Raw genomic sequence first — 24,548 nt, 5'->3', positions numbered from 1 at the left:
TCTTAATTTTGTGTTATGAAAGTAGAAATCTGGTCGGACGTAATGTGTCCGTTTTGCTATATCGGAAAAAGACATTTTGAACAGGCGATAGAAAAATTGCCGTTTAAAAATGAAATTGAAATAGACTGGAAGAGCTACCAGCTCAATCCAGAGTACCATAATACGAATAACGAAACAATATACGATTATCTTTCGCGTAGCAAGGGAATGCCTGTTGAGCAAGCCAAGCAAATGACCAAACAGGTGGTAGATATGGCTGCTAATGCAGGTTTAAGCATAGACTTTGATACAAATATCCCCGCCAATACCTTTAATGCACACCGTTTGATCCATTTGGCTGCAAAACATAACCTTCAGGATTTGGCAGAAGAAAAATTATTTGAAGCCCATTTTGTAAACAGTAAAAATATTGGCGAAACCGAGGTTTTGATTAATCTGGCTGTAGAAATCGGTTTGGATAAAGAGGAAGCCATAAGAGTTTTAAATGGAAGTGAATTTGCCGAGGCTGTTCGTTATGATATTTATGAAAGTCAAAATTTGGGAATACGTGGTGTGCCTTATTTTGTAATGGACCGCAAATATGGTGTTTCTGGCGCTCAACCTGTTCAGGCCTTTACTGATGCACTTACCCAAAGTTTTACCGAGTGGAAAGAAACGCAACCCAAAACAACGCTGACCCCATTAAATAAAAATAATGATGCGGTTTGTGATGAAAACGGCTGTGAGATATAGATTGGTACTTTTTCGTCATCTCGACTGCAACTCAGTGGAATGGAGAGATCTGTGAAGCTAATCCTTCATAGATTTCTCGGCTTCGTTTCCCTCCGCTCGACATGACGTTATCTCCTGCAATGATGGATTACCGCTGGTTCTTCAAAGGCGTTAACAGATACTCCAGGCCATTTACCCGTATTTCGAACATAGTCGCCAACAAATCACCTAGTTTTCCCTTTGGAAAGCCTTTGTCCTTATACCACAGCAAATAACTTTCAGGGATATTGCAGATCAGATAACCTTTATATTTTCCATAAGGCATTTGCATTTTGACTAAATCGAGCAATAAGGTGGGATCTAACATTTGTTTTTAGGTAGGTGCTGATAATATAAAAAACGTTAATTCAGTCAGTTCGTTGACCAAATTAATGTTTTTTAGTCGATAAGTTCTAAAGTTTGAATGGCTTCTTCAACGGTACTTACGTTATCAAAAGCAATCCTTAATGTGTTTTTTACCTCTTTTAAATTACACATACGTGGATGGTTCTGTGCAAAAGTTAAAATTCTCGTAAAGATATTTGAATCGAAATATGCAGATTGTTTATCGCTTAAGAAATACCCACGCAAGCTGTTTTTCTTGAAGCTTATTTTTTCAAAACCCAATTTCTTACCTAACCACTGTAAACGTACCACGCTAAGCATGGTTTTTACCTGTGGCGGAACGGGTCCGAAACGGTCAGCCAGATGTTTTTCAAAAATAGCAAGCTCGGCTTCATTATCGAGTTTAGAAAGCTCGGTATATAAATTGTAACGCTCGGTGATGTTGGTGATGTAGGCATCAGGGATATACAATTCGAGATCGGTATCTACCTGGGTAAAGCCAACAAACGGACGGGCCGGTTCATTTTCGAATAATCCTTTAAACTCCGCTTCTTTTAATTCCTGAATAGCTTCATCCAATATTTTGTGATACATCTCAAAACCGATTTCGGCAATGAAACCGCTCTGCTCGGCACCCAATAAGTTTCCACTTCCACGGATATCCAAATCGCGCATGGCCACGTTAAAACCACTGCCTAAGTCAGAAAATTCTTCGATGGCGCTAAGGCGTTTCCGTGCTTCGGATGTTAAGGTAGATAAAGGAGGTGAAAGCAGATAACAGAAAGCCTTTTTATTGCTACGGCCTACCCGGCCACGCATTTGGTGCAGATCGCTCAAGCCAAACATGTGTGCATGGTTAATAATGATGGTATTGGCATTGGGGATATCTAAACCAGCCTCAATAATCGTGGTTGCAACCAAAACATCTTTTTCACCATTGATGAAATCGAGCATGACGTCTTCCAGTTGATCGCCGTCTAATTTTCCGTGAGCAATACCAATCCTTGCTTTCGGAACCAGTTTCTGGATCAAGCCGCCCAGCTGCATCAGGTCGTTTACACGGTTATGGATAAAGAAAACCTGCCCGCCGCGGTCTAATTCGAACTGAACGGCCTCCTGGATCAATTTATCATTAAAAACATGTAATTCTGTACTCACCGGCTGCCGGTTGGGTGGAGGTGTGCTGATGATGGATAAATCCCGTGCTCCCATTAAAGAAAAATGCAGCGTTCTCGGGATTGGGGTTGCGGTAAGCGTTAAAGTATCAACGTTTACACGTACTGCTTTTAACCTTTCTTTTGCAGTAACGCCAAATTTCTGTTCTTCATCAATAATCATGATGCCCAGATCCTTAAACTTTACATCCTTGCTCAATAAACGGTGTGTACCGATCAAAATATCAACCTTACCGGCTGCAGCTTCTGCCAGGGTATCTTTAATCTGTTTACTGGTTTTAAAACGGTTGATATAATCTACCGTAACCGGAAAATCCTTTAAGCGCGAGGAGAAGGTTTTAAAATGCTGTAAGGCCAGAATGGTAGTAGGCACCAATATGGCGGCCTGCTTGCCCTCAGCTACCGCTTTAAATGCCGCACGTACGGCGATCTCTGTTTTTCCGAATCCTACATCGCCGCACACCAAACGGTCCATTGGATGTGGCGATTCCATATCCTTTTTCACATCCTGGGTAGCCTTTAACTGATCGGGGGTATCTTCGTAAATAAAAGAAGCCTCTAATTCGGTTTGTAAATAGCTATCCGGCGAAAATGCGGTTCCAGCCTGGGTTTTGCGTAAAGCATAGAGCTTGATCAAATCCCGGGCGATATCTTTAACTTTTTTTTTGGTCGTTTTTTTGAGCTTGTCCCAGGCATCAGTACCCAGTTTATTCATCTTGGGTACACCGCTTTCTTTGCCGCTATATTTCGCAATGCGGTTTAACGAGTTGATGTTTACATAAAGAAGATCATTGTCCGCGTAAATTAAACGGATCATCTCTTGGGTCTTGCCATTTACCTCTACCTTTTCCAGTCCGGCATATTTTCCGATCCCATGGTCGATGTGGGTAACATAATCGCCCGATTTTAGCTCCCTGAGATCTTTTAGGGTAATGGCCTGGCTTTTCTGATAACCTTTTTTCAGTTTGTATTTATAATACCGGTCGAAAATCTGGTGATCGGTATAAAATGCCGTCTGGATCTGAGGGTCTATAAAACCCTCACGCAGCATACTGTTGATCGGTGTAAATTTGGCCGTTTTATCAATATCCTCTAAAATGGCATATAAGCGTTCGATCTGCTTTGGCGAATCGGTAAAAATAAAATTAACGATTCCGGCTTTTTCATTCTCCTTTAAGTTATGGATCAGGAGGTTAAAATCTTTATTAAATGAAGGCTGTGGTTTGGTCTCAAATTCGAAGCGGTTATCCGTTTTATAAAAAAACTGTTTGCCAAACTCAATAAGCGGGAAATCCTGAAGATGGTCGCCCAATAATTTTTCGTCAGTAAAGGCAAACTTAGGGTCGATCCATTCTGGGTTTTGTGTTTTATCTGCCACAGATAAAGCTTTCCAAAGTTCAACCGCTTTTTTAAAACCTGCTTTAATGATATCGAGGGTAAACTCAACATCCTTAAACCAGAGCTGCGTATCCTGATCGATATAATCGAGAATGCTGATATTGCTTTCGGTTAAAAATTTCGCCTGAACGTTCGGTACAATGGTTAACGATTTAACATCCTCAACCGATAACTGACTTTCGATTTCAAAACTGCGTATGCTTTCTACCTCATCGCCAAAGAATTCGATTCGGTATGGAAGATCAGAAGAGAACGAAAATATATCTACAATACCGCCGCGGATAGAAAACTGTCCCGGTTCGTAAACAAAGTCCCTTCTGTCGAAATCGTAATCAATTAAAAATTCATTAATAAAATCAATGCCTAGTTTAACCCCAAGGCTTATCTCCAGCGTATTTTTTTCCAGGGCAGACCGGTCGATCACCTTTTCGGCGATGGCTTCTGGGTAGGAAACCACAATTTTACCGTACTCCGAATCATGGTTTAACTCGTTCAAAACCTCAGCACGGGCCAGTACATTGGCCGTATCTACCTGTGTGAAATCGAAAGATTTACGGTACGAAGAGGGGAACAATAAAACCTGTTTATCCAGCACACTTTCCAGATCGGATTGAAAATAAGCGGCCTCTTCCCGATCCGGCAAAACGAACAGGATGGGTTTGTGTAATAGAAAATAAGAGGAAAGCGCAACAATAGCATCGGCCGAACCCACCAATCCCTTTAATTGTATCTTTGGGTTTTTGGTACTGTTCAACGCTTTGGTAAACTGGCTTACCCTATCGTCGGTTTTGTATCTGTTTATTAAATCGCGAATGTTCAAGGCACAAAAATAAGCTTATCTTTTAATATTAACCCGTAATTTGTGTAAAGGTTTTTTTAACTATTTTTGGCTAGGTTGCAGGTAAAAATCAAAACAAGAAAGAAAATAAGATCTTATTCTTAGATTACATTACTCGTTTGGTCGAAATATATCCCCCATTCGTCGATTAAGGGCAAAACAATGTAACAAAGGTAACGCAGTAGCCTCTAAATGATATAAAAAGTGAAACAATGAAGTACGTTAAAAGCTTTCCACTAGAACTTTTTTTCTGGGTAGCGGCTTTAGTATTACTGGCAACAGCGAATAGCCACGAGCATCACTTCACACTTTGTCCGTTAGCCAATTTAGGTTTTGAGGACTGGTGTCCGGGATGTGGTATAGGCAGGTCGATCAGTCATATTTTACATGGCGAGTTTACCGAAAGCTTTTCCGAACATTGGTTTGGGTTTCCGGCGCTTTTGATTATAATTTATAGGATTTACACATTGATAAAAAATAAAAAAAGATTTAAAATTTCAACCACAAATACATAGAAACCATGGATATATTTCAATCACCCCTAATGTCGTTACCAGGCATAACGCCAGAAGAATTTTCATACTTACAACAGGCCACAACCGGATTAACCGAGCAACAGTTGCGTAACTTCTTAATGGTTTACAGCAGCAAAAGGAAAAATCCATCAGACATGTTAATTTTCTGTTTAATCGGTTTATTTGCTGTTCCTGGCTTACAAAGGTTCATCATCGGCCAGATCGGGATGGGTATTTTATACCTGGTAACCGCAGGTTTATGTTTTATCGGATCGATCATCGATGTGGTAAACCACAAAACCCTTGCTTTTGAGCACAACCAGAAAATGGTTTTTGAAAGTTTGCAAATGGTAAGAATGGGCGGGTTCCAATAAACCTTTCATCTTAATAGCATCCTTTTTTAGGAAAGCAGGACAGAACAATCTTTAAAGTTCGTCCAGTTATATATTAAAAGTCCGTCCATATTTAATATTGGGACGGGCTTTTTGTTTTATTTTAGTTAAGGACTACAGCTCTTGACAAATAAACCTGATAAAGCGTAAAGCCTGGAGCGAGAAGCGAGTGAGGACTTGAAGCGGTAGCAGGACTGTCGCCCCCGAAGTGAACAGAAACCTGCTTTCCAAAATATATTGATCATCTAAGTTGAAGTATAATTAATGTTTAGGATCAATTTAACTGAGCAGATTTTCGAAACCTGCGAGCTTTATTTATATTTATCGGATGAAATTAGCTGAAATTACCAATTATCTAGAAAGCATAGCGCCGTTAAATTATCAGGAAGATTATGATAATTCTGGTTTGATAGTGGGCGATCCGAATATGGAAATCCATGGTGCTTTGGTAGCTTTAGATTGCGTAGAGAAAATTGTGGACGAAGCGATTTCGACGGGTTGCAATTTAATTATTACCCACCACCCTATTGTTTTCAAGGGCTTAAAAAAACTTAATGGCAAAAATTATGTGGAGCGCGTGGTGCTAAAGGCAATCCGGAATAATATTGCACTATATGCCATTCATACCAACCTGGATAGTATTCATACTGGTGTGAATGCCAGGATTTGCGAGCGCCTGGGCTTAACGGGAACCAAAGTACTTTCGCCAAAAGCAGGTCTTTTAAAAAAATTGGTTACATATTGTCCACAGGCGCAGGCCGAGCAATTGCGATCGGCATTATTTTATGCTGGTGCGGGCAATATTGGTAATTATAGCGAATGCAGTTTCAATGCCGACGGTTTTGGTACCTTTAAAGGAAATGAAGATTCAGATCCTTTTGTGGGCGAAAAAGGTATTCGTCACCGCGAAGCAGAAGTGCGCATTGAAATGGTTTATCCAACGCAGACTGAACGGAAAATTTTGGTTGCCTTATTTGAAAATCATCCCTATGAGGAGGTGGCCTATGACATTTATAAACTCGAAAATAAACACGAATTGGTTGGCTCGGGTATGGTGGGCTGGCTGGAATACGATATGGATGCCTATGATTTTTTACATCTGGTGAAAGACAGGATGCAGGCTAAAGTGGTTAGGCATACTGAGGTAATTGGGAAAAGGATTAAAAAAGTGGCCGTTTGCGGAGGCTCAGGGAGCTTCCTTTTAAAAGAAGCGATAGCCGCCGGAGCAGATGCTTTTATAACCGCAGATTTTAAATACCACGAGTTTTTTGATGCAGAGGAAAAACTGATCATTGCCGACATCGGACACTTTGAAACTGAACAATTTACCTCAAATTTATTGCTTGAAATTATTCAGAAAAAATTTACTAACTTTGCAATCCGTTTAACGGAGCAAAATACAAACCCCATAAATTACTTGTTTTAATGGAACAAACCGTAGAACAAAAGCTAAAGGCTTTATACGAATTACAAAATATCCACACAAAAATTGATAAGATCCGTCAGGTACGTGGCGAATTACCAATGGAAGTTGCCGATCTTGAGGATGACGTTTTAGGATTAGAAACTAGAATTGCAAAAATCAAAGGTGAACTTGATGATCTTGAGGATTCAATCGTAACCCGTAAAAATACAATTAAGGATGCGCAAGCGGCCATCAAAAGATACGATACTCAATTAAAAGAAGTTAAAAACAACCGTGAATACGATGCTTTAACTAAAGAAATTGAGATTCAGGGTTTAGATATCCAGGTTTCTGAAAAGAAAATTAAAGAACACGGTTTCGAAATCACGTCTAAAACTGAAATCTATGAAGCTGCAAAAGGCGAATTGGATGGCAGAAAAAAGGATTTAGAAGTGAAAAAAGGTGAATTGGATGTAATTACTGCTGAAACTGAAAAAGAAGAGCAGGATTTACAAAAAAAGGCAGATAAAGCAGAACCTCAAATTGATGAGCGTTTATTGGTTGCTTACAAACGTTTACGCAAAAACGCAATCAACGGTTTGGCTGTTGTAACGATCGACCGTGATTCTTGCTCAGGTTGTTTTAACCAGATTCCGCCTCAACGCCAGTTGGATATCCGTCAACGTAAAAAAATTATCGTTTGCGAACACTGTGGACGTATTTTGGTTGATGAGGCTTTAACTCACGAAGTAACAGAAGCATAACCAATTGCTTAAAATGATTAGAACGTCCCGATTTTTCGGGACGTTTTTTGTTTATACGCATTTTTTGTTTACACAAAACAAGAGTAGGATTTTAGCGTTTAATGTAGATATTTGTTATCAATACGAACCGCTGTTGCTCCGGGCGCAGAACCAAACCGAAATACAATACCGAATGAATAAAAGCTTCCGTTTTTTTATAACCTATGCGCTGCTCCTTTCTCCTTTGTTTTCATTTGCAAACTTCGATTTTAATAATAATTGCCTAAATGCCTATAAAAGTATCTTTGAACTAAAACTGGGTAATGCAAAGGCATATATTTCTACCGAAAAAAAACAGCATCCCAATAACTCCATCATTCCGCTTTTAGAAAATTATGTAGATTATTTTACGGTGCTTACTTCTGAGAGCAAAGCGGATTTCGACCGGTTAAAAGGAAATAAATCTGCCCGCTTGGACCAGATCAGCGATGACGATAAAAGCTCTCCTTACTATCTGTATGCGCAGGCAGAGATCAATCTGCAGTGGGCATTGATCCGTGGCCGTTTCGGCGAGTATTTTAATGCGGCAATGGAAGTAAAAAAAGCAAACAGTCTTTTACAGGAAAACAATAAAAAATTTCCAAACTTTCATCTTAACCTGAAAGGCCTGGGTTTGATCAATGCGGTTTTGGGAAATCTTCCTGATGGAGCACTAAAAACGGCACTTTCCACCTTTGGCATTAAGGGCAATCTGCAAAACGGGTTGAATATGTTCGAAAAACTTGCCGATAACCTGCCAAAATCATCTTACGAGCCATTTTATGAAGAAGTGGTATTTTATTATGCCTATGTGTTAACCGATGTGGCGCATAGTCCGCAGGCTTATGCCAAAACGATAAAATATACGGAAAGAATTGCCGATACAAGTTTGTTAAAGAGTTACCTTCAAAGTTACGTATGCATTAAAAATGGCCACAGCGATGAAGCCATTGCAATTTTAGCCAGGCGACCGGAAGGTGGCGTTTATCAACCATTTCCCTATTTGGATTACCTGGAGGGTATTGCACACCTGAATAAGCTTGATCTCAATGCGGCCGCCTATTTTAACCGCTTTTTGCAGGCCACTAAAGGCGTTAATTTTATAAAGGACGCTTATCTTCATCTTGGGTGGATCGCGCTGCTGAAAGGAGATAAAGGGGGATATACGGCTTTTGCGGCGAAGGCTGTTAAAAACGGTTACACCTATATGGAAAAGGACAAACAAGCAAAGGGAGAAGCGGCGGCAGGAACACCTACCATCGACCTTTTAAAAGCGAGACTTTTGTTTGATGGGGGATATTTAAACAAGGCATTGCAGCTACTCGATGATAAGAAGATAACTGATTATGTTAATGATAAGGATAAAACAGAATTGAACTACCGCCTGGGCAGAATTTACGAGGATTTAGGAAAGGACGACCAGGCCTTGGCGGCTTATCAGGAAACGATTAATGAAGGGAAAAACCTAAAATATTACTTTGCTGCAAATGCAGCATTACAAATGGGTAAAGTTTACGAGAGGAAGAAAAATGAGGTAAAAGCTAAAGAGGCTTTCAATACGGCCATTGCCATGAAAAATCATGAGTTTGAAAGCAGTATTGAAAGCCAGGCAAAAGCCGGATTAAGAAGATTGGCGAATTAAAAGCGGTGAACAAAGGCATTAATGTGCATACCTGCGCCTACCGAAGCAAAAACAGCAACATCACCTGCTTTAACTTTATAGCCTTCAACCTGCCCTTTTAAAACCAGGTCCAATAAGGTTGGCACGGTTGCCACAGAGCTGTTTCCTAACCAGGAAATCGTCATTGGGACTAAATTTTCAGGCACAGTATCTTTACCATATAGTTTAAATAAACGTTTCATAATGGCGGTATCCATCTTTCCGTTGGCCTGGTGAACAAATACAATATTTACATCTTCAACATCTAGCCCTGCCTTATCAATGGCCTTTTTAATCACCTGGGGCACCTGAACTACCGCAAACTCGTATAGTTTACGTCCGTTCATTTTTAAGTAAAGGTTGCCATTGGTTTCATCAGGATGGGAACTCTTGCCCATGGTTAAAAGGTTACCATGATTTACGGCATGTGTTTCTGTTTTATGTGCTAAAATGCCTCTTTTTTCTTCTGATTCTTCTGCTTCGAAAATTACAGCCCCTGCACCATCAGAAAAAATCATGCTGTCACGATCATGTTTATCGATAATTCGGCTTAAAGTTTCTGCACCAATAACCATAACACGTTTAGCATCGCCACTTTTAATATAATAATCGGCTTGTATTGCACCCTGGACCCATCCCGGACAGCCAAAAATAAGGTCGTAGGCTACACAATCAGGATTTTGAATACCCAACTGTTGTTTAACCTTCGAAGCCAGGGATGGTAAAACATCGGTGCGGTTGCTGCCCAAAGGAATATCGCCGAAATTATGGCAGAAGATAATATAATCTAATGTTTCTTTATCGATACCCGCGTCTTCTATGGCTTTTTCTGCTGCTTTGGCGCCAATATGATTGCTTAACTGCTCAGGGCAGGCGTAACGTCTTTCCACTATTTCGGTAATTTCAGAGAATTTATGAATGATCTCCGAATTCTCTTTCTCCAATAGACTCCCATTCTCAAAAAACGTCGAATTTAAGAATTCATTACCGGTAATTATATTCTGTGGAATATAACTTCCGGTTCCGGTAATTACCGTATTTATCGCTTTGCTCATAATTATAATACCGCATACTAAAACGGTATGTAGTATAAAAATATCAATTATATTCGGTAATCGAAAATAAATTTAATTTTTAGCGAAGCTTATTTTCGAGTGCGAATTTTAACAATCCTGCTTTTCCGCTTACATTTAGCTTCTGTGCCATATTTTTACGATGCGTATCAACAGTGTTTAAAGCTATAAATAATTTTTGGGCAATTTGTTGTGAAGTGTAGTCATCGCTGATCAATTTCAGAATTTCCATTTCCCGGGCAGTTAGGTTATGGCTTTTTTGGAAGTGATCACTATCATCAAAAATGGAGGACTGCTGAACATCGGGCTTTATTTTTTGGAAATATTTTTCGCCCTTATGTAAAGCAGCAATAATTTTAAATAGTGTTTCTGCATCGGTATCTTTTTGAATATATGCCTTAACCCCAAGGCCCTCTAACTTTGTGACCAATTTGGCGGTATGATACATCGATAAGACCATTATTTTTACCGACGGAAACAATTGGCGGATTTTTTCGGAGGCAATTTCACCATCTAAAACAGGCATATTTAAATCCAGGATTAAAATATCCGGCAATTGATTGTTCAATAAATGCAAAATTTCCTTTCCGTTTGATGCGGTACCGATTACCTTAAAGTTTGGTTGTTCGGATAGGATCGCTGATAATCCTTCCGCAAATAGTTTATGATCATCTGCGATCATTAACGTGATGGGTTTTTGTTCAAACGCGTCCATTATTTTAGTGGAATATCAATGGTTGTTGTTGTGCCGTTTTGATTACTGTCGACCTGAATTTTTCCGTTCAGATAATTAACCCTCGACACAATATTCTGAATGCCTAATCCTTTTTTATCCGTATCGGGATTAAAGCCAATGCCATTATCTTCGGCCATGATATTGATTCTTTCATCGAAAGATAGAATTTGAATTGTTGCTTTTGAAGCGAAGGAATGCCTGATGATATTATTTACCAGTTCGTTAACAATACGGTATATCGTAATTTCCATGGTGCTTTCGATGGGATGTTCTACCTGGAAAACAAATTCGAAGGCAATTTTACCCGAATGGTTCAAGGTACTAAAATGTTCATTCAGTGTTTCGATCAAACCAAACTGTTCAAAGTTTTTAGGCATTAAATTGTGTGATATTTCCCTTAAATCGGCACAGGCCTTTTCGATCATGCCAATGGTTTGATCGTAAAATACACGTTCATTTTCAGTAAGTTTTAAAACCTTATGCTGAAAAGCCGTAATATTTAATTTAATGATCGAAAGTGTGCCGCCTAAATCATCATGTAAATCACGCGCCAGGCGGGTGCGTTCATCCTCCTGTGCATTAAAAATACCGTCGGCAAGATCGACCTGGTGTTTGCTCTTTTCTTCGAGCAGGATTTCTTTTTCTTTTTTCAGGAAATTGTAGCGTTGTGTCAACGCAAAAGAGAGGAATATAATTTCGGCTGTTAAGCCCACCACCAGGCCATTTGGTTTTAGCAGGTTAAAATTGGTTAATCCAAGGGTATTAAAAACATAATTGAAAACCCCAAATAACAGCATTACCGTTGCGATAAAATAGTACCAGCCCAGTTTATAACCTGCCCTTATCCTTTCTACTACGCAAATGATAATCACGATTACAGTAAGGAGTGCCAAAAAGTTATTGATGTAAAATACCGTTTTTTCGAGGATGATATACGATTTAAACAACATCAATACAGGAATGATGGACATGGCCCAGCAAAATCGTTTGTAGTAGTTTGTAAAGAGATGCAATCGACTATTGGACCGATTTTGATTCACAAAGAGCTGCATCACCTGAATCAACAGCCCACAGCTTAGCGAAGCCATAATCAACCGCATGTAATCCTGAAGGCCGGGCAGGTTCGGATAAAACCACTGAAAGGCTAGTCCCTCCTCTTCCAGAATAAAGATCAGGGTGCAAAAAATGTAAATTGCATAGTACAGGTGGATATTATCCCTTACAGAAGCATATAATAACAGGTTAAAGATCACTGCAAATACAAAAATCCCCGTATAAAATCCAAAAAGGGTATGCTGCGGAATTTCAGCCTGAATAATGTCAACATCGCGCCCGATAGACATTGGCATGTACATATTTTGCCCACGTTTATCGGCCCACAAATAAAAAGTAGCTTTTTCATGAGGCGCAAGCACCAAGGGGTAAATAAAACTTCTGTTGCGGTAAGGCCGTTGTTTAAAAGGGAAGTGGTCTCCTGTTAAGCCTAAAGCATGTGTTTTTCCACTTTCATCAACTTTAAACAGCTGAAGCTGGTTAATGCTCGAACTCTGCTCTTTAAACATCAAATGAACAGATTGATCTAAGGTATTTTCGATATCGAAAGCTACCCAATAATAAGACTGGGTATAACCTTTACTAAAAACTTTGCCCGGTTTTAGCGGTGTGAGTTTATTGGCCTGTTTATACTTAATAATAGAATCGATGCTCAGGTTTAAATTCTTGTCCTCATAAAAATAACCGTGTTGGCTAATGTTAAATTTTGTGGCGGTATCGATCAAAATCGGATGGCCCTGCTGGGCAAAACACACCAATAGTGGATTGAATAGAAATACAATTAACAGGAAAATTTTATTCATGGATGAGCGAATTAGCGATAATATTAAAAGCTAAGTTAAGGGTCTATATTTCATAAATATAAGGTATAAAGCATACATTAAAAATACCGAGTAAAAGGTATATAGAACGCCTGAATAACCGGTTATTTTTATGCTGAATTAAACCACATAAAATGAAGAATTTCCTGACTATTATCTTGCTCCTGTTTATAATACAGGTGGTAAATGCCCAATCGCACGTTTCTAAAAGTGAATACGCCCGCTACAACTGCGGTTGCCCCTAAAGGCTTGTGATAGGCAGAAGTAAAGATTTTGAAGAAGATTCTAGCTGGGGTATAATTACAGACGAATTCAGGATGTCGATATTTACAATGTTAAAACGAGGAAACCATTACCATGGATAAGATCGTCGTTATGTAGGGATTTATATGGCTTTTGATCATCATAAATTGGAAGATGAAGGATTAAAACCGGTCCTGCCGAGGAGGTATTGAATTGACGCATCCTCATAAGTAATGTTGACCTTAAGATAGCCTATAAAGATCCACCTTACATTATAGGCGACATCAAAGAAAAATTAGCTGTCAGAAAATCAGCAATAACTGCCGAATAGAATTTTGAGGTTTCGAAAGCCTAACTAAAATCATCTATCAAAAACACAAAGAGCTCCTTAGGGCCATGCGCCCCCAAAACGAGTGTTTTTTCGATATCGGCAGTTCTGCTTGGGCCGGTAATATTACTGATCATTGATGGAATTTGATTGCCATATTTGTTTTTTAACAGCAAGAAAGCATCTTTAAGATCTAAAACCAACTGACTTGTTCTCGCGATTACAATATGGTGATGTGGAAAAATACTCAGTCTTCTTCCTGCAGCACCCTGGTTGCTTACCATTACGCTGCCGTTACGGGCAATTAAAGCTTCGCAGAGTGTAATACCTACTTCAGCCTGTTCAAAGTCTTTATCTGTCTGGTAAAAAGGAAATTCATATTTGCTTAAAAACTGTTGAAGTTCTGGCTCCCAGCAATATATTTTACGCCATTTAAACTTATCTGCCAGCTGTAACATGTTTTCGAAAAAATCGATCCCATCCTCACAGAAGATAAAATTGCCTGATATGGCAGTAAGTTGCTCGGCAAATAATACCTCCAGCTCATCTGTATTTTTTTTATACAATTGGCTCTCCTCTAAATTGGGATAAGGGTTTTCACGCTTTTCTAATAGTGCTTTCCTTATCTTTTTTAGTATTTGTTCCTTCGCTGTCGTATTATCCTTCATTATAAAAAAAAGCTACCCTAATTATTTAAACCAGGGTAGCAAATGTAATAATAGAAATTATTTATTTATGCTTCTACCGGAGTAATATGTCCCGGAGTTCCGCTTTCACTTTGATTTTCGAATAAACGTTTACCAAAAATCACTTCTAAATCATCTTTAAACAAAACTTCTTTTTCGATCAGGATATCAGCCAACTGGATCAATTTATCTTTGTTTTCCTGCAATAAACTGATTGCTCTCTGGTATTGACCTTCGATCAGTGCCGAAATTTCTTGATCAATGGTTAAAGCAGTATCTTCTGAATATGGTTTAGAGAAGTTATACTCATTCTGACCTGACGAATCGTAGTAAGTAATGTTTCCTAATTTTTCGTTCAGGCCATAAATGGTAACCATAGCCCTGGCTTGTTTATTCACTTTTTCTAAATCGCTAAGCGCACCGGTTGAAATGGTATCGAACATTACTTTTTCAGCTGCCCTTCCGCCCATTGTTGCGCACATTTCATCAAGCATTTGGTGTGGACGAACGATTAAACGTTCTTCTGGTAAATACCAGGCTGCACCTAAGCTTTGTCCGCGTGGAACAATGGTAACTTTAACCAAAGGTGCTGCATGTTCCAACAACCAGCTTACGGTTGCGTGGCCAGCTTCGTGGATGGCGATGGCACGTTTTTCACTAGGTGTAATGATTTTATTTTTCTTTTCTAAACCACCTACTATTCTATCTACCGCATCCAAGAAATCTTGTTTATCTACGGCCGACTTATTTTTACGGGCTGCAATTAATGCTGCTTCGTTACAAACATTAGCGATATCAGCACCAGAGAAACCCGGGGTTTGTTTCGCTAAAAATTCGGTATCTAACTCTTCTGATTTTTTAAGCGGTGTAATGTGGACTTCGAAAATCTGTTTACGTTCGATAACATCCGGTAAATCAACATAGATCTGTCTATCAAACCTGCCTGCTCTTAATAACGCCTTATCTAAAACATCGGCACGGTTGGTGGCGGCTAAAATAATAACATGTGTGTTGGTGCCAAATCCATCCATCTCAACCAACAGTTGATTTAAGGTGTTTTCGCGCTCATCGTTGCCACCCATTACCCCATTTTTACCACGTGCGCGGCCAATGGCATCAATCTCATCAATAAAGATGATACAAGGTGATTTATCTTTAGCTTGTTTAAATAAGTCGCGAACACGTGAAGCGCCTACCCCAACAAACATTTCTACAAAATCAGATCCTGATAAAGAGAAAAACGGCACCTGCGCCTCACCCGCAACGGCTTTGGCCAATAAGGTTTTACCGGTACCCGGCGACCCCACAAGTAAAGCACCTTTCGGGATTTTTCCGCCTAAATCGGTATATTTTTTAGGGTTTTTAAGGAAATCTACGATTTCCATTACCTCTGTTTTTGCTTCTTCTAAACCAGCAACATCGTTAAATGTAATGTTTACCTGGCTTTCTTTGTCAAACAAGGTTGCTTTTGATTTTCCAATGCTGAAAATCTGACCGCCACCACCTGCGCCACCGCCCATCCTGCGCATCATGAAAATCCAGAATCCGATTAAAAGTAAAACCGGAAGGATAATGCTTAAGAACCAGCTTGCCAGTGGATTGCTGCGGCTGGTTTTTTCTGCTAAAATACGTGGTTGTGTTGCAGGCAAATCTTTTTGCGAATCTGCAAGCTGTTTATCAAGCCCATCCATCGTTCCGGCATTGAAATATACCACAGGACTGGCATTGCTGTTATTTACGTTAAAAGTGCTGTTGCTTTTATAAGCATCATATAACTTCTTTTTGTCTAAACTATCTTTTTTAATATAAACCTCTACTCTAACTAAATCGTCTGATTTATAGGCAACAACTTTCTGAACATCACCTTTAAGTAACATTTGTTGCTCAAACTTTTGGTAGGTAACCTCCTTGCCGCCGTCGGTAGTAAATAAAAACTGCGCAGCTATAATGGCTATAATAATGGCTGCGTAAACCCAGAAAATATTGAATTTTGATCCTTTTTGTGGTTTTTTCGGGATATTAGGTATTCTCTTCCCTTGCTTTTCGTTGGTATTTTGATTTTCGTTCATTTGTCTTTGTCAAAATGGTTGTAAAGGTTATGCGCTCTGATAATTTGTGCTTTCTGCATCCCCCCAAAGTTCTTCTATGCCATAAAAGTGGCGCTTTTCGGTTTTAAAAATGTGCACAACCACATCAAAATAATCCAGAATAATCCAATCTGCAGATTCGAAACCTTCCTTATGTCTTGGATCGGCCTGGGTGGCCTTATATATTTCTTTTTCTACACTGTCGGCAATAGCTTTTACCTGGGTGCCAGAGGTGGCACTCGCAATAATAAAGTAATCTGCTACTGAAGTATGAATATTTCTAAGATCTAACCGCACTATATCTTCTCCTTTTTTTTCCTGGATGCCGTGTACGGCTAACTCAGAAAGGTATGTAGAAAGGGCTACTATTTTCTTTTTTACCATTAAAATGCTTTAATTTTGGAATTACAATATTATAAATTCAACACTTGCAAAATAACACTTTTTCGACACTATTTGTTGGTCAAAATTTAATCAAATTAAAAGAGGTTGATTCTACCAATAACTTTTTAAAAGATTTGGTGTCAAAATCCGAGCCATTAGCCGAAGGGACTGTAATTATGGCAGATAATCAGTTTGCAGGAAGAGGTCAACAAGAAAGCGTTTGGCAAACGGAGGCAGGCAAAAATATCAGCACCAGCATTTATTTAAGGCCCTCCTTTTTACCTTTAAATAAGCAGTTTTACCTGAATATAGCGGTTAGTTTGGCCGTTAGCGATGCCTTATCTTGTTTTGTACCAGAAGGAATAAAGATAAAATGGCCTAATGATATGTATTACCTGGACAAGAAATTAGGAGGCATATTAATCGAAAATACACTGACAGGCAGCTCGATAAAATCATCAGTAATTGGCATTGGATTGAATGTAAATCAATCCGAATTTTCGGAGAGCATCAGTCAGAGGGCCACTTCCGTCATTCAAATTTTACAAAAAGATGTGCTTTTAATGGATATTATGGTGAAAATATTCATATTTATGGAGAAATACTACTTAATTTTGAAAGCGGGTAAATATAGTATTTTACAAAATGATTACCTTGCAAGGCTTTATAACTTCAACATTCCAGCGTTATATAAACAAGATGGAAAGGTTTTTGAGGGTAAGATTAAAGGAGTTGAAGACAGTGGTAGGTTAACTGTTGATACAAACGGGGGTTTAAAAAGCTTCAACTTTAAAGAAATAGAATTTACACACACAAAATAACACACAATGAAAAAAATCACCTTAGTACTTTCGATGGTACTTTTTACTATCGCCGGTGCATTTGCTCAAATCGAAAAGCCGGTTACCTGGGCTTATTCTGCAAAAAAAATCAGTAAAGATGAAGCCATTATTTATTTAAAGGCAACGATCGAAGATAGATGGCATATTTATTCTCAAAATGTAAAAGATGGCGGTCCGGTAAAAACTACGTTTACCTTTGCTCCTTCTAAAGATTTTAGCCTGGTTGGCAAAACAGTTGAGCCAAAAGCAATCGTAAAATATGAAAGCACTTTCAAAATGAATGTAAGTTATTTTGAAAAGGCAGTTATTTTTCAACAAAAGGTAAAATTGAATAAGGGAACAACAGCTGTTAAGGGCAAGGTTGAGTTTATGGTCTGTAACGATAAACAATGTCTTCCCCCGGAAGAAGTTGAGTTTAGCGTCCCGGTTAAATAATCATCATCAAAATATTTAGAAAGCAGTCCCAAAGTTTAAATTCTTGGGACTGTTTCTGTTTAAAGTAAAATCTATATGCTAAATGGCCTTATAAAAAGCTCTTTATAAAATTATTCTTAATTTCACGGTTTCAAACACACACACACAAATGAAAAAGGTTTTATTATTGTTATTAATGGCTATAATGTTTATTGCATTGCCTGCTGTTAGGAGTTACGCCTTTGTAACTCAGGATACCACCACAACCGCCCCTCCCGATGATATTGTTTTTACCGAAGTAGGTTCTGCACAGGATAGTGCAGCAAATAGTAAGGTGAAAGATTCGATAAAAAAAGATACTGCCAAAATAGAAAAAACGGCATTAACTGCTAGCGCTGCTCCAAAACAATCGCTTTGGGTAACTTTTGGTCTAGGTCTTTTGGCGGGTATTGCTGCTTTTTTCCTTCCATGTATTTTTCCTATGGTTCCGCTTACGGTTGGTTTTTTTACCAAAAGGGCTGAAAGTAGGGCAAAAGGGATCAGGAGTGCAATTATTTATGGCTTATCGATTATAGTCATCTATGTAGGTTTAGGTGTAATTATCACATTAATCTGGGGTGCAAGTGCTTTAAATGAAATCTCAACGGATGGGTTTTTTAATATCTTCATCTTTCTTATACTCATTGTTTTTGGGGTATCTTTTTTAGGTGCTTTCGAGATCACGTTACCCAGTTCTTTTGTAAATAAACTTGATGCGAAATCGGATGCTAAAGGCTTAAGTGGTATATTTTTTATGGCGGCAACTTTAGCAGTTGTTTCCTTTTCGTGTACTGGTCCGCTGATCGGAACATCGTTGGTTGCCATTAACACCGATTTACTGACACCAGTGGTGGTGATGTTCGGGTTCTCTTTATCGCTAGCCATAATTTTTACCATGTTTGCCATTTTCCCTAGTTTAATGACGGGATTGCCAAAATCGGGAGGATGGTTAAACTCCATTAAAGTTTTTCTTGGCTTTTTAGAGTTGGGTTTATCATTAAAATTCCTTTCTACAGCTGATTTGGCTTACCACTGGGGAATATTGGACAGAGAGATTTTCTTGGCCATCTGGATTGTACTTGCATTAATCCTGGGTGTTTACTTGTTAGGGAAAATTAAATTCTCACACGATAGCGATCTTCCTTATGTTTCGGTACCGAGGTTATTTATTGCAACCGCAACTTTTGTATTTGCCATTTATTTAATTCCAGGTTTGTGGGGAGCGCCTCTGAAAGGTGTAAGCGCATTGGTTCCACCTTTATCTACACAGGATTTTATAATCGGACAAGATGCTGGTGGTGGTTCAAGCCAGGCTGCAGCTCCTAGCCATGTAAAACGTAAATATTCAGAATTCCTGCATATTCCACACAATATTGATGGTTTTTTTGACTACCAGGAAGCACTGGCTTATGCCAAAGAAGTAAAAAAACCGTTATTTCTTGACTTTACAGGGCATGGCTGTGTAAATTGCCGCGAAATGGAAGCCAGGGTCTGGTCTGACCCAAGGGTGCTTAAAAAGTTAAAAGAAGATTATATTGTTGTATCGCTTTACACTGATGATAAAACAGATCTGCCAGCTGGCGAACAATTTGACTCTAAAATTTTGAGTACCAGGGTAAATACGGTTGGTAAAAAATTTAAACATTTACAGGCCGAAAGATTTAATACCATTTCGCAACCATATTATGTACTTTTGGGTACTGATGAAAAAGAATTAGTTTCTCCTCCTATCGGAGTAGAATTTGATATAGATAAATATTTGCAATATCTGGATAAGGGACTTTCAGAATTTGCCAAGAAACAAACAAATGAATAAGATTAAGAATATTGGTGTTTTAACCTCTGGTGGCGATTCGCCAGGCATGAACGCTGCAATCAGAGCCGTAGTTAGGGGTTCTATTTATTATGATATTGAAGTAACCGGGTTTATACGTGGCTACGAAGGGCTGATTAACAATGATTATATCCCCATGGACCGTAAATCTGTAGCGAACATCATTCAGCGTGGAGGCACCATTTTAAAAACGGCACGTAGTGAAGCTTTCAGGACCGCTGAAGGTCGAAAAACAGCTTACGAAAATCTAAAAGCACTGGATATTGATGCGCTGATCGTAATTGGTGGCGACGGAACGTTTACCGGTGCCAATATTTTTTCAAAAGAGTTCGATTTTCCAATTGTGGGTTTACCAGGCACCATTGACAACGATTTGGCCGGGACTGATTTTACGATCGGATATGATTCAGCCATTAATACCGTTATTGATGCGGTAGACCGGATCAGAGATACTGCTGAATCGCACGACAGGCTCTTCATTGTAGAGGTAATGGGGCGCGACTCTGGCTTAATTGCTTTAAGAAGTGGAATTGGTGTGGGTGCAGAAGCCATCATGATCCCTGAAGCCAATATGAATGCAGACGATATTTTGCATAAACTGGAGCATAGCCGTAAAGACAAGGCTTCGAAAATCATTATCGTTGCCGAAGGTGATGATACTGGCGGGGCATTTAAAGTTGGCGAAATTCTTCAGGAAAAATACCCACATTACGATACGAAGGTCTCCGTTTTAGGACATATTCAACGTGGAGGAAAACCTACCTGTATGGATCGCGTGCTGGCAAGTCGCCTGGGTGTTGCCGCGGTAGAAGGGTTAATTAATGGCGAAAGTGGTGTAATGGCCGGTCAGATTAACCGTGAGATTGTTTTTACTCCTTTTGATCACGCCATTAAACACATCAATGCAGAAAAAGTAAGTGCTAAATGGTTAAAACTAATCGATATCCTTTCGTTTTAATCGAAAATAGAGTATAAAAGAAAAGTCTTTCCCGCACCGGAAAGACTTTCTTGTTTTTGCTTAGTTTTCGCAATAAGCAATTTCTTAATCTTCTAAAATGACAGCGGTTCCATTGGCACTCACCATTAACATACTGCCGCCACTGCCTACAGTTTCATAATCTAAATCTACACCAACAATCGCATTAGCACCTAAGGCGGCGGCATACTGCTGCATTTCGTTAACCGCTGTGTCTTTTCCTTCTCTCAAAACACGTTCATAGGAGCTTGATCTGCCCCCTACTATATCTGTTATCCCTGCAAATAAATCCTTAAAAATATTCGCGCCAATAATGGTTTCTCCGGTAACAAGACCTATATATTTTACAATTTTTCTGCCCTCAACCGAAGGCGTAGTAGTTACTAACATAGTTCAGTTTTAATCATTAGAACATTTTTTTTGGAAAATGTTACATTTTCTCAGATAAGTTCATTTTAAGGAATTCAACGGTGCTTTTGGATTTCTGAAATGGGCGGAATAATAGTCTTCTGAAAATAAATTTATGTAATCGCCAGGGCTTTTGCATCACTATTTAAAATCACAGTTATGAGACCATCTAAAACCTTACTCGTCCTCCCATTATTTTTGGTAGTTTTTTTTGTGAATGCGCAGATGCCTGTATTAAAGGTACAACAGGCCGAAACCAGCGAACAAAAAGATGCAGTTAAGCTTAAAAAGCTAGCTATTGATGTGCAGATCACCGGAAACATAGCCACAACGGTAATGACAATGACCTTCCATAACAACAGCAACCGCATTTTGGAGGGCGAACTCACATTCCCGATGCCAGAAGGGGTAAGCGTTAGCCGTTATGCTTTGGATATAAACGGCAAAATGCGTGAGGCTGTTCCGGTAGAAAAAGCAAAGGCGACCGAAGTTTTTGAGAGCATTGAGCGGCGGAGGGTTGACCCTGGTTTATTGGAAAAAGTAGAGGGAAATAACTTCCGGACCAGAATTTATCCATTACCGGCCAATGGCAGCAGAACCATAATTGTAGGCTATGAAGAAGAACTTGGCTTTACCAATGAGCATGTGCTAAAGTACCATTTGCCTTTAGATTATAATCAAGCCATTGAAAACTTTAGCTTAAAGACCACAGTGTTTGAAAGTATCATAAAACCAGAGCTAGGCGAACAGCCCGATGGTAGCTTTGATTTAAAAGCCAACGGAAACACCTATGTGGGCGAAATCAATAAAAGCAATTACCAGCCAAAAAATGGTCTCACGATTAACCTCCCGAAAAGGAGCAATTTACCCGAAGTACAGATGCAAAAAGCCTCATCAGGCTATTATTTTCTGGTGAATGTTTTCCCCAAGACAGAAAGCCGTCAAAAGCAATGGGCGAACCAAATTGGTTTAATCTGGGATGTATCATTAAGCGGTCTTCAACGAAATACCGAAAAAGAAATCGAGCTTCTGGATTTAATTGTTAAACGAAAACAAAATTTAACCATACAGCTGGGCTTGGTTAATAACGGCTTTAAAAACGCAGGAACCTTTATAATCACTAATGGTAACTGGGAGGCACTAAAAGATAAACTGAAAAATTTAGTCTATGATGGCGGTACAAATTTCGGTGCCATCCAAGCAAAATCTTTCCAGGCAGAGGAATATATTTTATTTAGTGACGGACTATCCACATTTGGTAAAAATACGGTAGGATTAAATAAACCTGTTCATTGCATTAACACCGCACTCAAGGCAGATTATAGTACCTTGAAATTCGTTAGTATGAAAACGGGGGGACAATTTATAAACCTGAATTCCATTTCAGTTAGCGACGCATTTAAGCAATTGAACCAGCAAAATCTTCAGTTTTTAGGAATTAAAAACGGGAGTAGTGTACGGCAAACTTATCCATCGATGAAGGTAAACGTAAACGGGCATTTTTCGCTAGCCGGTATTATGAATGAATTTAATACTGAATTTACTTTGCAATTCGGCTTTGGGAATACTGTAGTTTCTGAACAGGTTGTCCTTTTAAATGCAACAGAGCACACCTTAAGCAGCATTGATGTGAGCCGGGTGTGGGCACAAAAGAAAATTGCCGAAATGGATATTCAATACGAAGATAATAAGGATGACATTAGTGCTCTTAGCAAACAGTTTGGTATTGTTACGCGCAATACCAGTCTGATCGTTTTAGAAAACCTTGATGATTATTTGCGGTATGACATTGTACCCCCTGTTGAACTGCAGCAGGCCTATAATGCGGTTTTAAAACAGCGAAGGGCAGCTATTTTAGAACAGAAACAGGATCTGATCAATGCTGCGGTAGCCATGACAAAGGAGTTAAAAACCTGGTGGAACACTGATTTTTATTACAAAGAACCAGAAAAGAAAAAGGAAAAATATCCCGATCCTGGTCAAAGAGATGTAAAAGGAGATCCTACAGCTGATATCGTATTCCCAACGCCAACAGGCGAAAGAAGGAGACGGGAGGTGGAAGTTGCAAAAGCAGCAGAGGTGATGGTTCCTCCCACGCCACAGGCTGTAAGGCTTGCCCCGCCTACCGGAGCTGCCAGTAGGGATAAAGAAACAAATCAATTAAATGATGTGGTGGTTGTGGGCTATGCGGCGCAGCAAAAGAAATCCATTACAGGATCTGTGACAACCATTAGGGGAAATGTTTCAAGTGGTGCTCTTGAAGGCAGGGTTGCAGGTGTTCGGGTAGATGCCATGCGAATGCCACCATCAGCACCGCCTAAACAACCCGCAATTATTATCCCGGAATTTAAAAGTGATAAAGATTATATGAAAAGTCTGGTAGGAAAGCCGGATAGTGCATACCAATCTTATTTAAAAATGCGATCTAAATATATTTCAACGCCTATGTTTTATTTTGACGTAGCCAATTGGTTTTATCAGCAGAAAGACAGTGTTCGCGCATTAACTATTTTAAGCAATATTGCCGATATGGATCTGGAGAATGCCGATCTTTATAAAACACTGGCCTATAAATTGAAACAAACGGGTAATTATAAGGATGAGATTTTTATCACTCATAAAGTTTTGCAATGGCGGCCAATGGATGCGCAAAGTTACCGTGATTATGCTTTAGCCTTGGCAGACAATGGTCAATACCAGGCTGCACTGGATAATTTATATCAGGTGCTTACCCAAAGTTACAACAGTCAGATTGCGGATAGAGACCAGGGGATTGAAGAGATTGTAATATCCGAAATAAATAATCTCATCGCGAAGCACGGCAATAGCCTGAGTACGAAAGAGATTGACAAACGTTTGATCCAGCCTTTGCCTGTTGATGTGCGTGTAGTGCTCAACTGGAATAAAAATGATACGGATATCGACTTATGGTTGACTGATCCTACAGGTGAAAAAGGATATTATGGAAATTCCAGAACAAAAATTGGTGGCAGGATCAGTAATGACTTTACTTCGGGCTATGGCCCGGAGCAGTTTATGATTAAAAAAGCGATAAAGGGGAAATATAAAATTGAGGTAAACTATTATGGTGACAGGCAGATCAACATCAGTGGACCAACAACGGTAACCGCGGAGATTTACACCCGATATGCAACAGGTAAACAACAGAGAAAAGTGATTGTATTGCCGCTCGCGGCGGGCAGTAATGGGGGTAATTTAGTTGGTGAATTTAATTTTTAGAAATGATTACACCTGCTAAAAGATTCCACAGATTTGAGTTGTCAACTTTAATAGCCATTTCGCTGGCAAGTTGACAACTCTTTTTGGAAACCATTAAGATATTTGTTGTTGCTTTATGAATAAT

General features: G+C 39.2%; 20 protein-coding genes. 11 read left to right on the top strand and 9 right to left on the bottom strand.

Annotation, left to right across the window (positions count from 1 at the left end):
• Positions 1–15: 15 nt before the first annotated feature.
• Positions 16–732: a DsbA family oxidoreductase gene (locus AC04Q1_RS08705; protein WP_478363733.1), complete on the top strand. Its 717-nt coding sequence runs from the start codon at positions 16–18 to the stop codon at positions 730–732.
• Between the two features lie 127 nt (positions 733–859).
• On the opposite strand, the gene AC04Q1_RS08700 is transcribed toward AC04Q1_RS08705, so the two are convergent.
• Together AC04Q1_RS08700 and mfd are read right to left on the bottom strand one after the other, a co-directional pair.
• Positions 860–1,078, bottom strand: coding sequence for a DUF3820 family protein (locus tag AC04Q1_RS08700; RefSeq protein WP_478363731.1), 219 nt, complete (start codon positions 1,076–1,078; stop codon positions 860–862).
• Between the two features lie 71 nt (positions 1,079–1,149).
• A complete protein-coding gene (gene mfd / locus AC04Q1_RS08695) occupies positions 1,150–4,488 on the bottom strand; it encodes a transcription-repair coupling factor (protein ID WP_478363729.1) in 3,339 nt (1,112 codons plus the stop codon).
• A gap of 230 nt (positions 4,489–4,718) precedes the next feature.
• Between mfd and AC04Q1_RS08690 the strand changes: the two genes are divergently transcribed.
• From AC04Q1_RS08690 to AC04Q1_RS08670, 5 genes are all read left to right on the top strand, one after another.
• Positions 4,719–5,021: a DUF2752 domain-containing protein gene (locus AC04Q1_RS08690; RefSeq protein ID WP_478363727.1), complete on the top strand. Its 303-nt coding sequence runs from the start codon at positions 4,719–4,721 to the stop codon at positions 5,019–5,021.
• Positions 5,022–5,026: 5 nt separating this feature from the next.
• Complete coding sequence (locus AC04Q1_RS08685) at positions 5,027–5,395, top strand: TM2 domain-containing protein (RefSeq protein WP_055914323.1); 369 nt, start codon at positions 5,027–5,029, stop codon at positions 5,393–5,395.
• A 346-nt stretch (positions 5,396–5,741) separates the two neighbouring features.
• A complete protein-coding gene (locus AC04Q1_RS08680) occupies positions 5,742–6,839 on the top strand; it encodes a Nif3-like dinuclear metal center hexameric protein (protein ID WP_478363725.1) in 1,098 nt (365 codons plus the stop codon).
• Entirely contained in the window at positions 6,839–7,582 is a 744-nt protein-coding gene (locus tag AC04Q1_RS08675; protein WP_478363723.1) for a zinc ribbon domain-containing protein, read from the top strand. Before AC04Q1_RS08680 ends, AC04Q1_RS08675 begins: the two co-directional genes overlap by 1 nt.
• Positions 7,583–7,754: 172 nt before the next feature.
• A complete protein-coding gene (locus AC04Q1_RS08670; RefSeq protein WP_478363721.1) occupies positions 7,755–9,242 on the top strand; it encodes a tetratricopeptide repeat protein in 1,488 nt (495 codons plus the stop codon).
• On the opposite strand, the gene AC04Q1_RS08665 is transcribed toward AC04Q1_RS08670, so the two are convergent.
• The 6 genes from AC04Q1_RS08665 to rsfS form a co-directional block, all read right to left on the bottom strand.
• The gene (locus AC04Q1_RS08665; RefSeq protein WP_478363719.1) at positions 9,239–10,315 is read right to left on the bottom strand and encodes a 3-oxoacyl-ACP synthase III family protein; all 1,077 of its coding nucleotides are present in this window, start codon (positions 10,313–10,315) and stop codon (positions 9,239–9,241) included. The genes AC04Q1_RS08670 and AC04Q1_RS08665 overlap by 4 nt on opposite strands.
• Positions 10,316–10,394: 79 nt before the next feature.
• Positions 10,395–11,048: a response regulator gene (locus AC04Q1_RS08660; RefSeq protein WP_478363717.1), complete on the bottom strand. Its 654-nt coding sequence runs from the start codon at positions 11,046–11,048 to the stop codon at positions 10,395–10,397.
• Positions 11,048–12,925, bottom strand: a complete 1,878-nt coding sequence (locus tag AC04Q1_RS08655; RefSeq protein WP_478363715.1) for a sensor histidine kinase — start codon at positions 12,923–12,925, stop codon at positions 11,048–11,050. Before AC04Q1_RS08655 ends, AC04Q1_RS08660 begins: the two co-directional genes overlap by 1 nt.
• 612 nt (positions 12,926–13,537) lie before the next feature.
• Complete coding sequence (locus tag AC04Q1_RS08650; RefSeq protein ID WP_478363713.1) at positions 13,538–14,182, bottom strand: LutC/YkgG family protein; 645 nt, start codon at positions 14,180–14,182, stop codon at positions 13,538–13,540.
• Positions 14,183–14,247: 65 nt separating this feature from the next.
• Entirely contained in the window at positions 14,248–16,269 is a 2,022-nt protein-coding gene (gene ftsH, locus AC04Q1_RS08645) for an ATP-dependent zinc metalloprotease FtsH (protein ID WP_478363711.1), read from the bottom strand.
• Between the two features lie 27 nt (positions 16,270–16,296).
• Positions 16,297–16,671: a ribosome silencing factor gene (gene rsfS, locus AC04Q1_RS08640; RefSeq protein WP_055914301.1), complete on the bottom strand. Its 375-nt coding sequence runs from the start codon at positions 16,669–16,671 to the stop codon at positions 16,297–16,299.
• Between the two features lie 44 nt (positions 16,672–16,715).
• Between rsfS and AC04Q1_RS08635 the strand changes: the two genes are divergently transcribed.
• The 4 genes from AC04Q1_RS08635 (at position 16,716) to pfkA (ending at position 20,758) form a co-directional block, all read left to right on the top strand.
• The gene (locus AC04Q1_RS08635; protein ID WP_478363709.1) at positions 16,716–17,492 is read left to right on the top strand and encodes a biotin--[acetyl-CoA-carboxylase] ligase; all 777 of its coding nucleotides are present in this window, start codon (positions 16,716–16,718) and stop codon (positions 17,490–17,492) included.
• A gap of 6 nt (positions 17,493–17,498) precedes the next feature.
• Entirely contained in the window at positions 17,499–17,948 is a 450-nt protein-coding gene (locus AC04Q1_RS08630) for a protein-disulfide reductase DsbD domain-containing protein (RefSeq protein ID WP_478363707.1), read from the top strand.
• A gap of 148 nt (positions 17,949–18,096) precedes the next feature.
• Entirely contained in the window at positions 18,097–19,782 is a 1,686-nt protein-coding gene (locus AC04Q1_RS08625) for a protein-disulfide reductase DsbD family protein (RefSeq protein WP_478363705.1), read from the top strand.
• On the top strand, positions 19,775–20,758 hold the full coding sequence (pfkA, locus tag AC04Q1_RS08620) for a 6-phosphofructokinase (protein WP_478363703.1): 984 nt from the start codon (positions 19,775–19,777) through the stop codon (positions 20,756–20,758). The genes AC04Q1_RS08625 and pfkA overlap by 8 nt, the downstream gene beginning before the upstream one ends.
• Positions 20,759–20,842: 84 nt before the next feature.
• Here pfkA and AC04Q1_RS08615 read toward each other — a convergent pair whose 3' ends face one another.
• Positions 20,843–21,166: a heavy metal-binding domain-containing protein gene (locus AC04Q1_RS08615; RefSeq protein ID WP_029274899.1), complete on the bottom strand. Its 324-nt coding sequence runs from the start codon at positions 21,164–21,166 to the stop codon at positions 20,843–20,845.
• A 177-nt stretch (positions 21,167–21,343) separates the two neighbouring features.
• Between AC04Q1_RS08615 and AC04Q1_RS08610 the strand changes: the two genes are divergently transcribed.
• Positions 21,344–24,424: a VIT domain-containing protein gene (locus AC04Q1_RS08610; RefSeq protein ID WP_478363701.1), complete on the top strand. Its 3,081-nt coding sequence runs from the start codon at positions 21,344–21,346 to the stop codon at positions 24,422–24,424.
• Positions 24,425–24,548: the final 124 nt, after the last annotated feature.

This window comes from Pedobacter humicola, from assembly GCF_056490705.1.
This window is presented reverse-complemented; position numbering and strand designations above follow the sequence as displayed.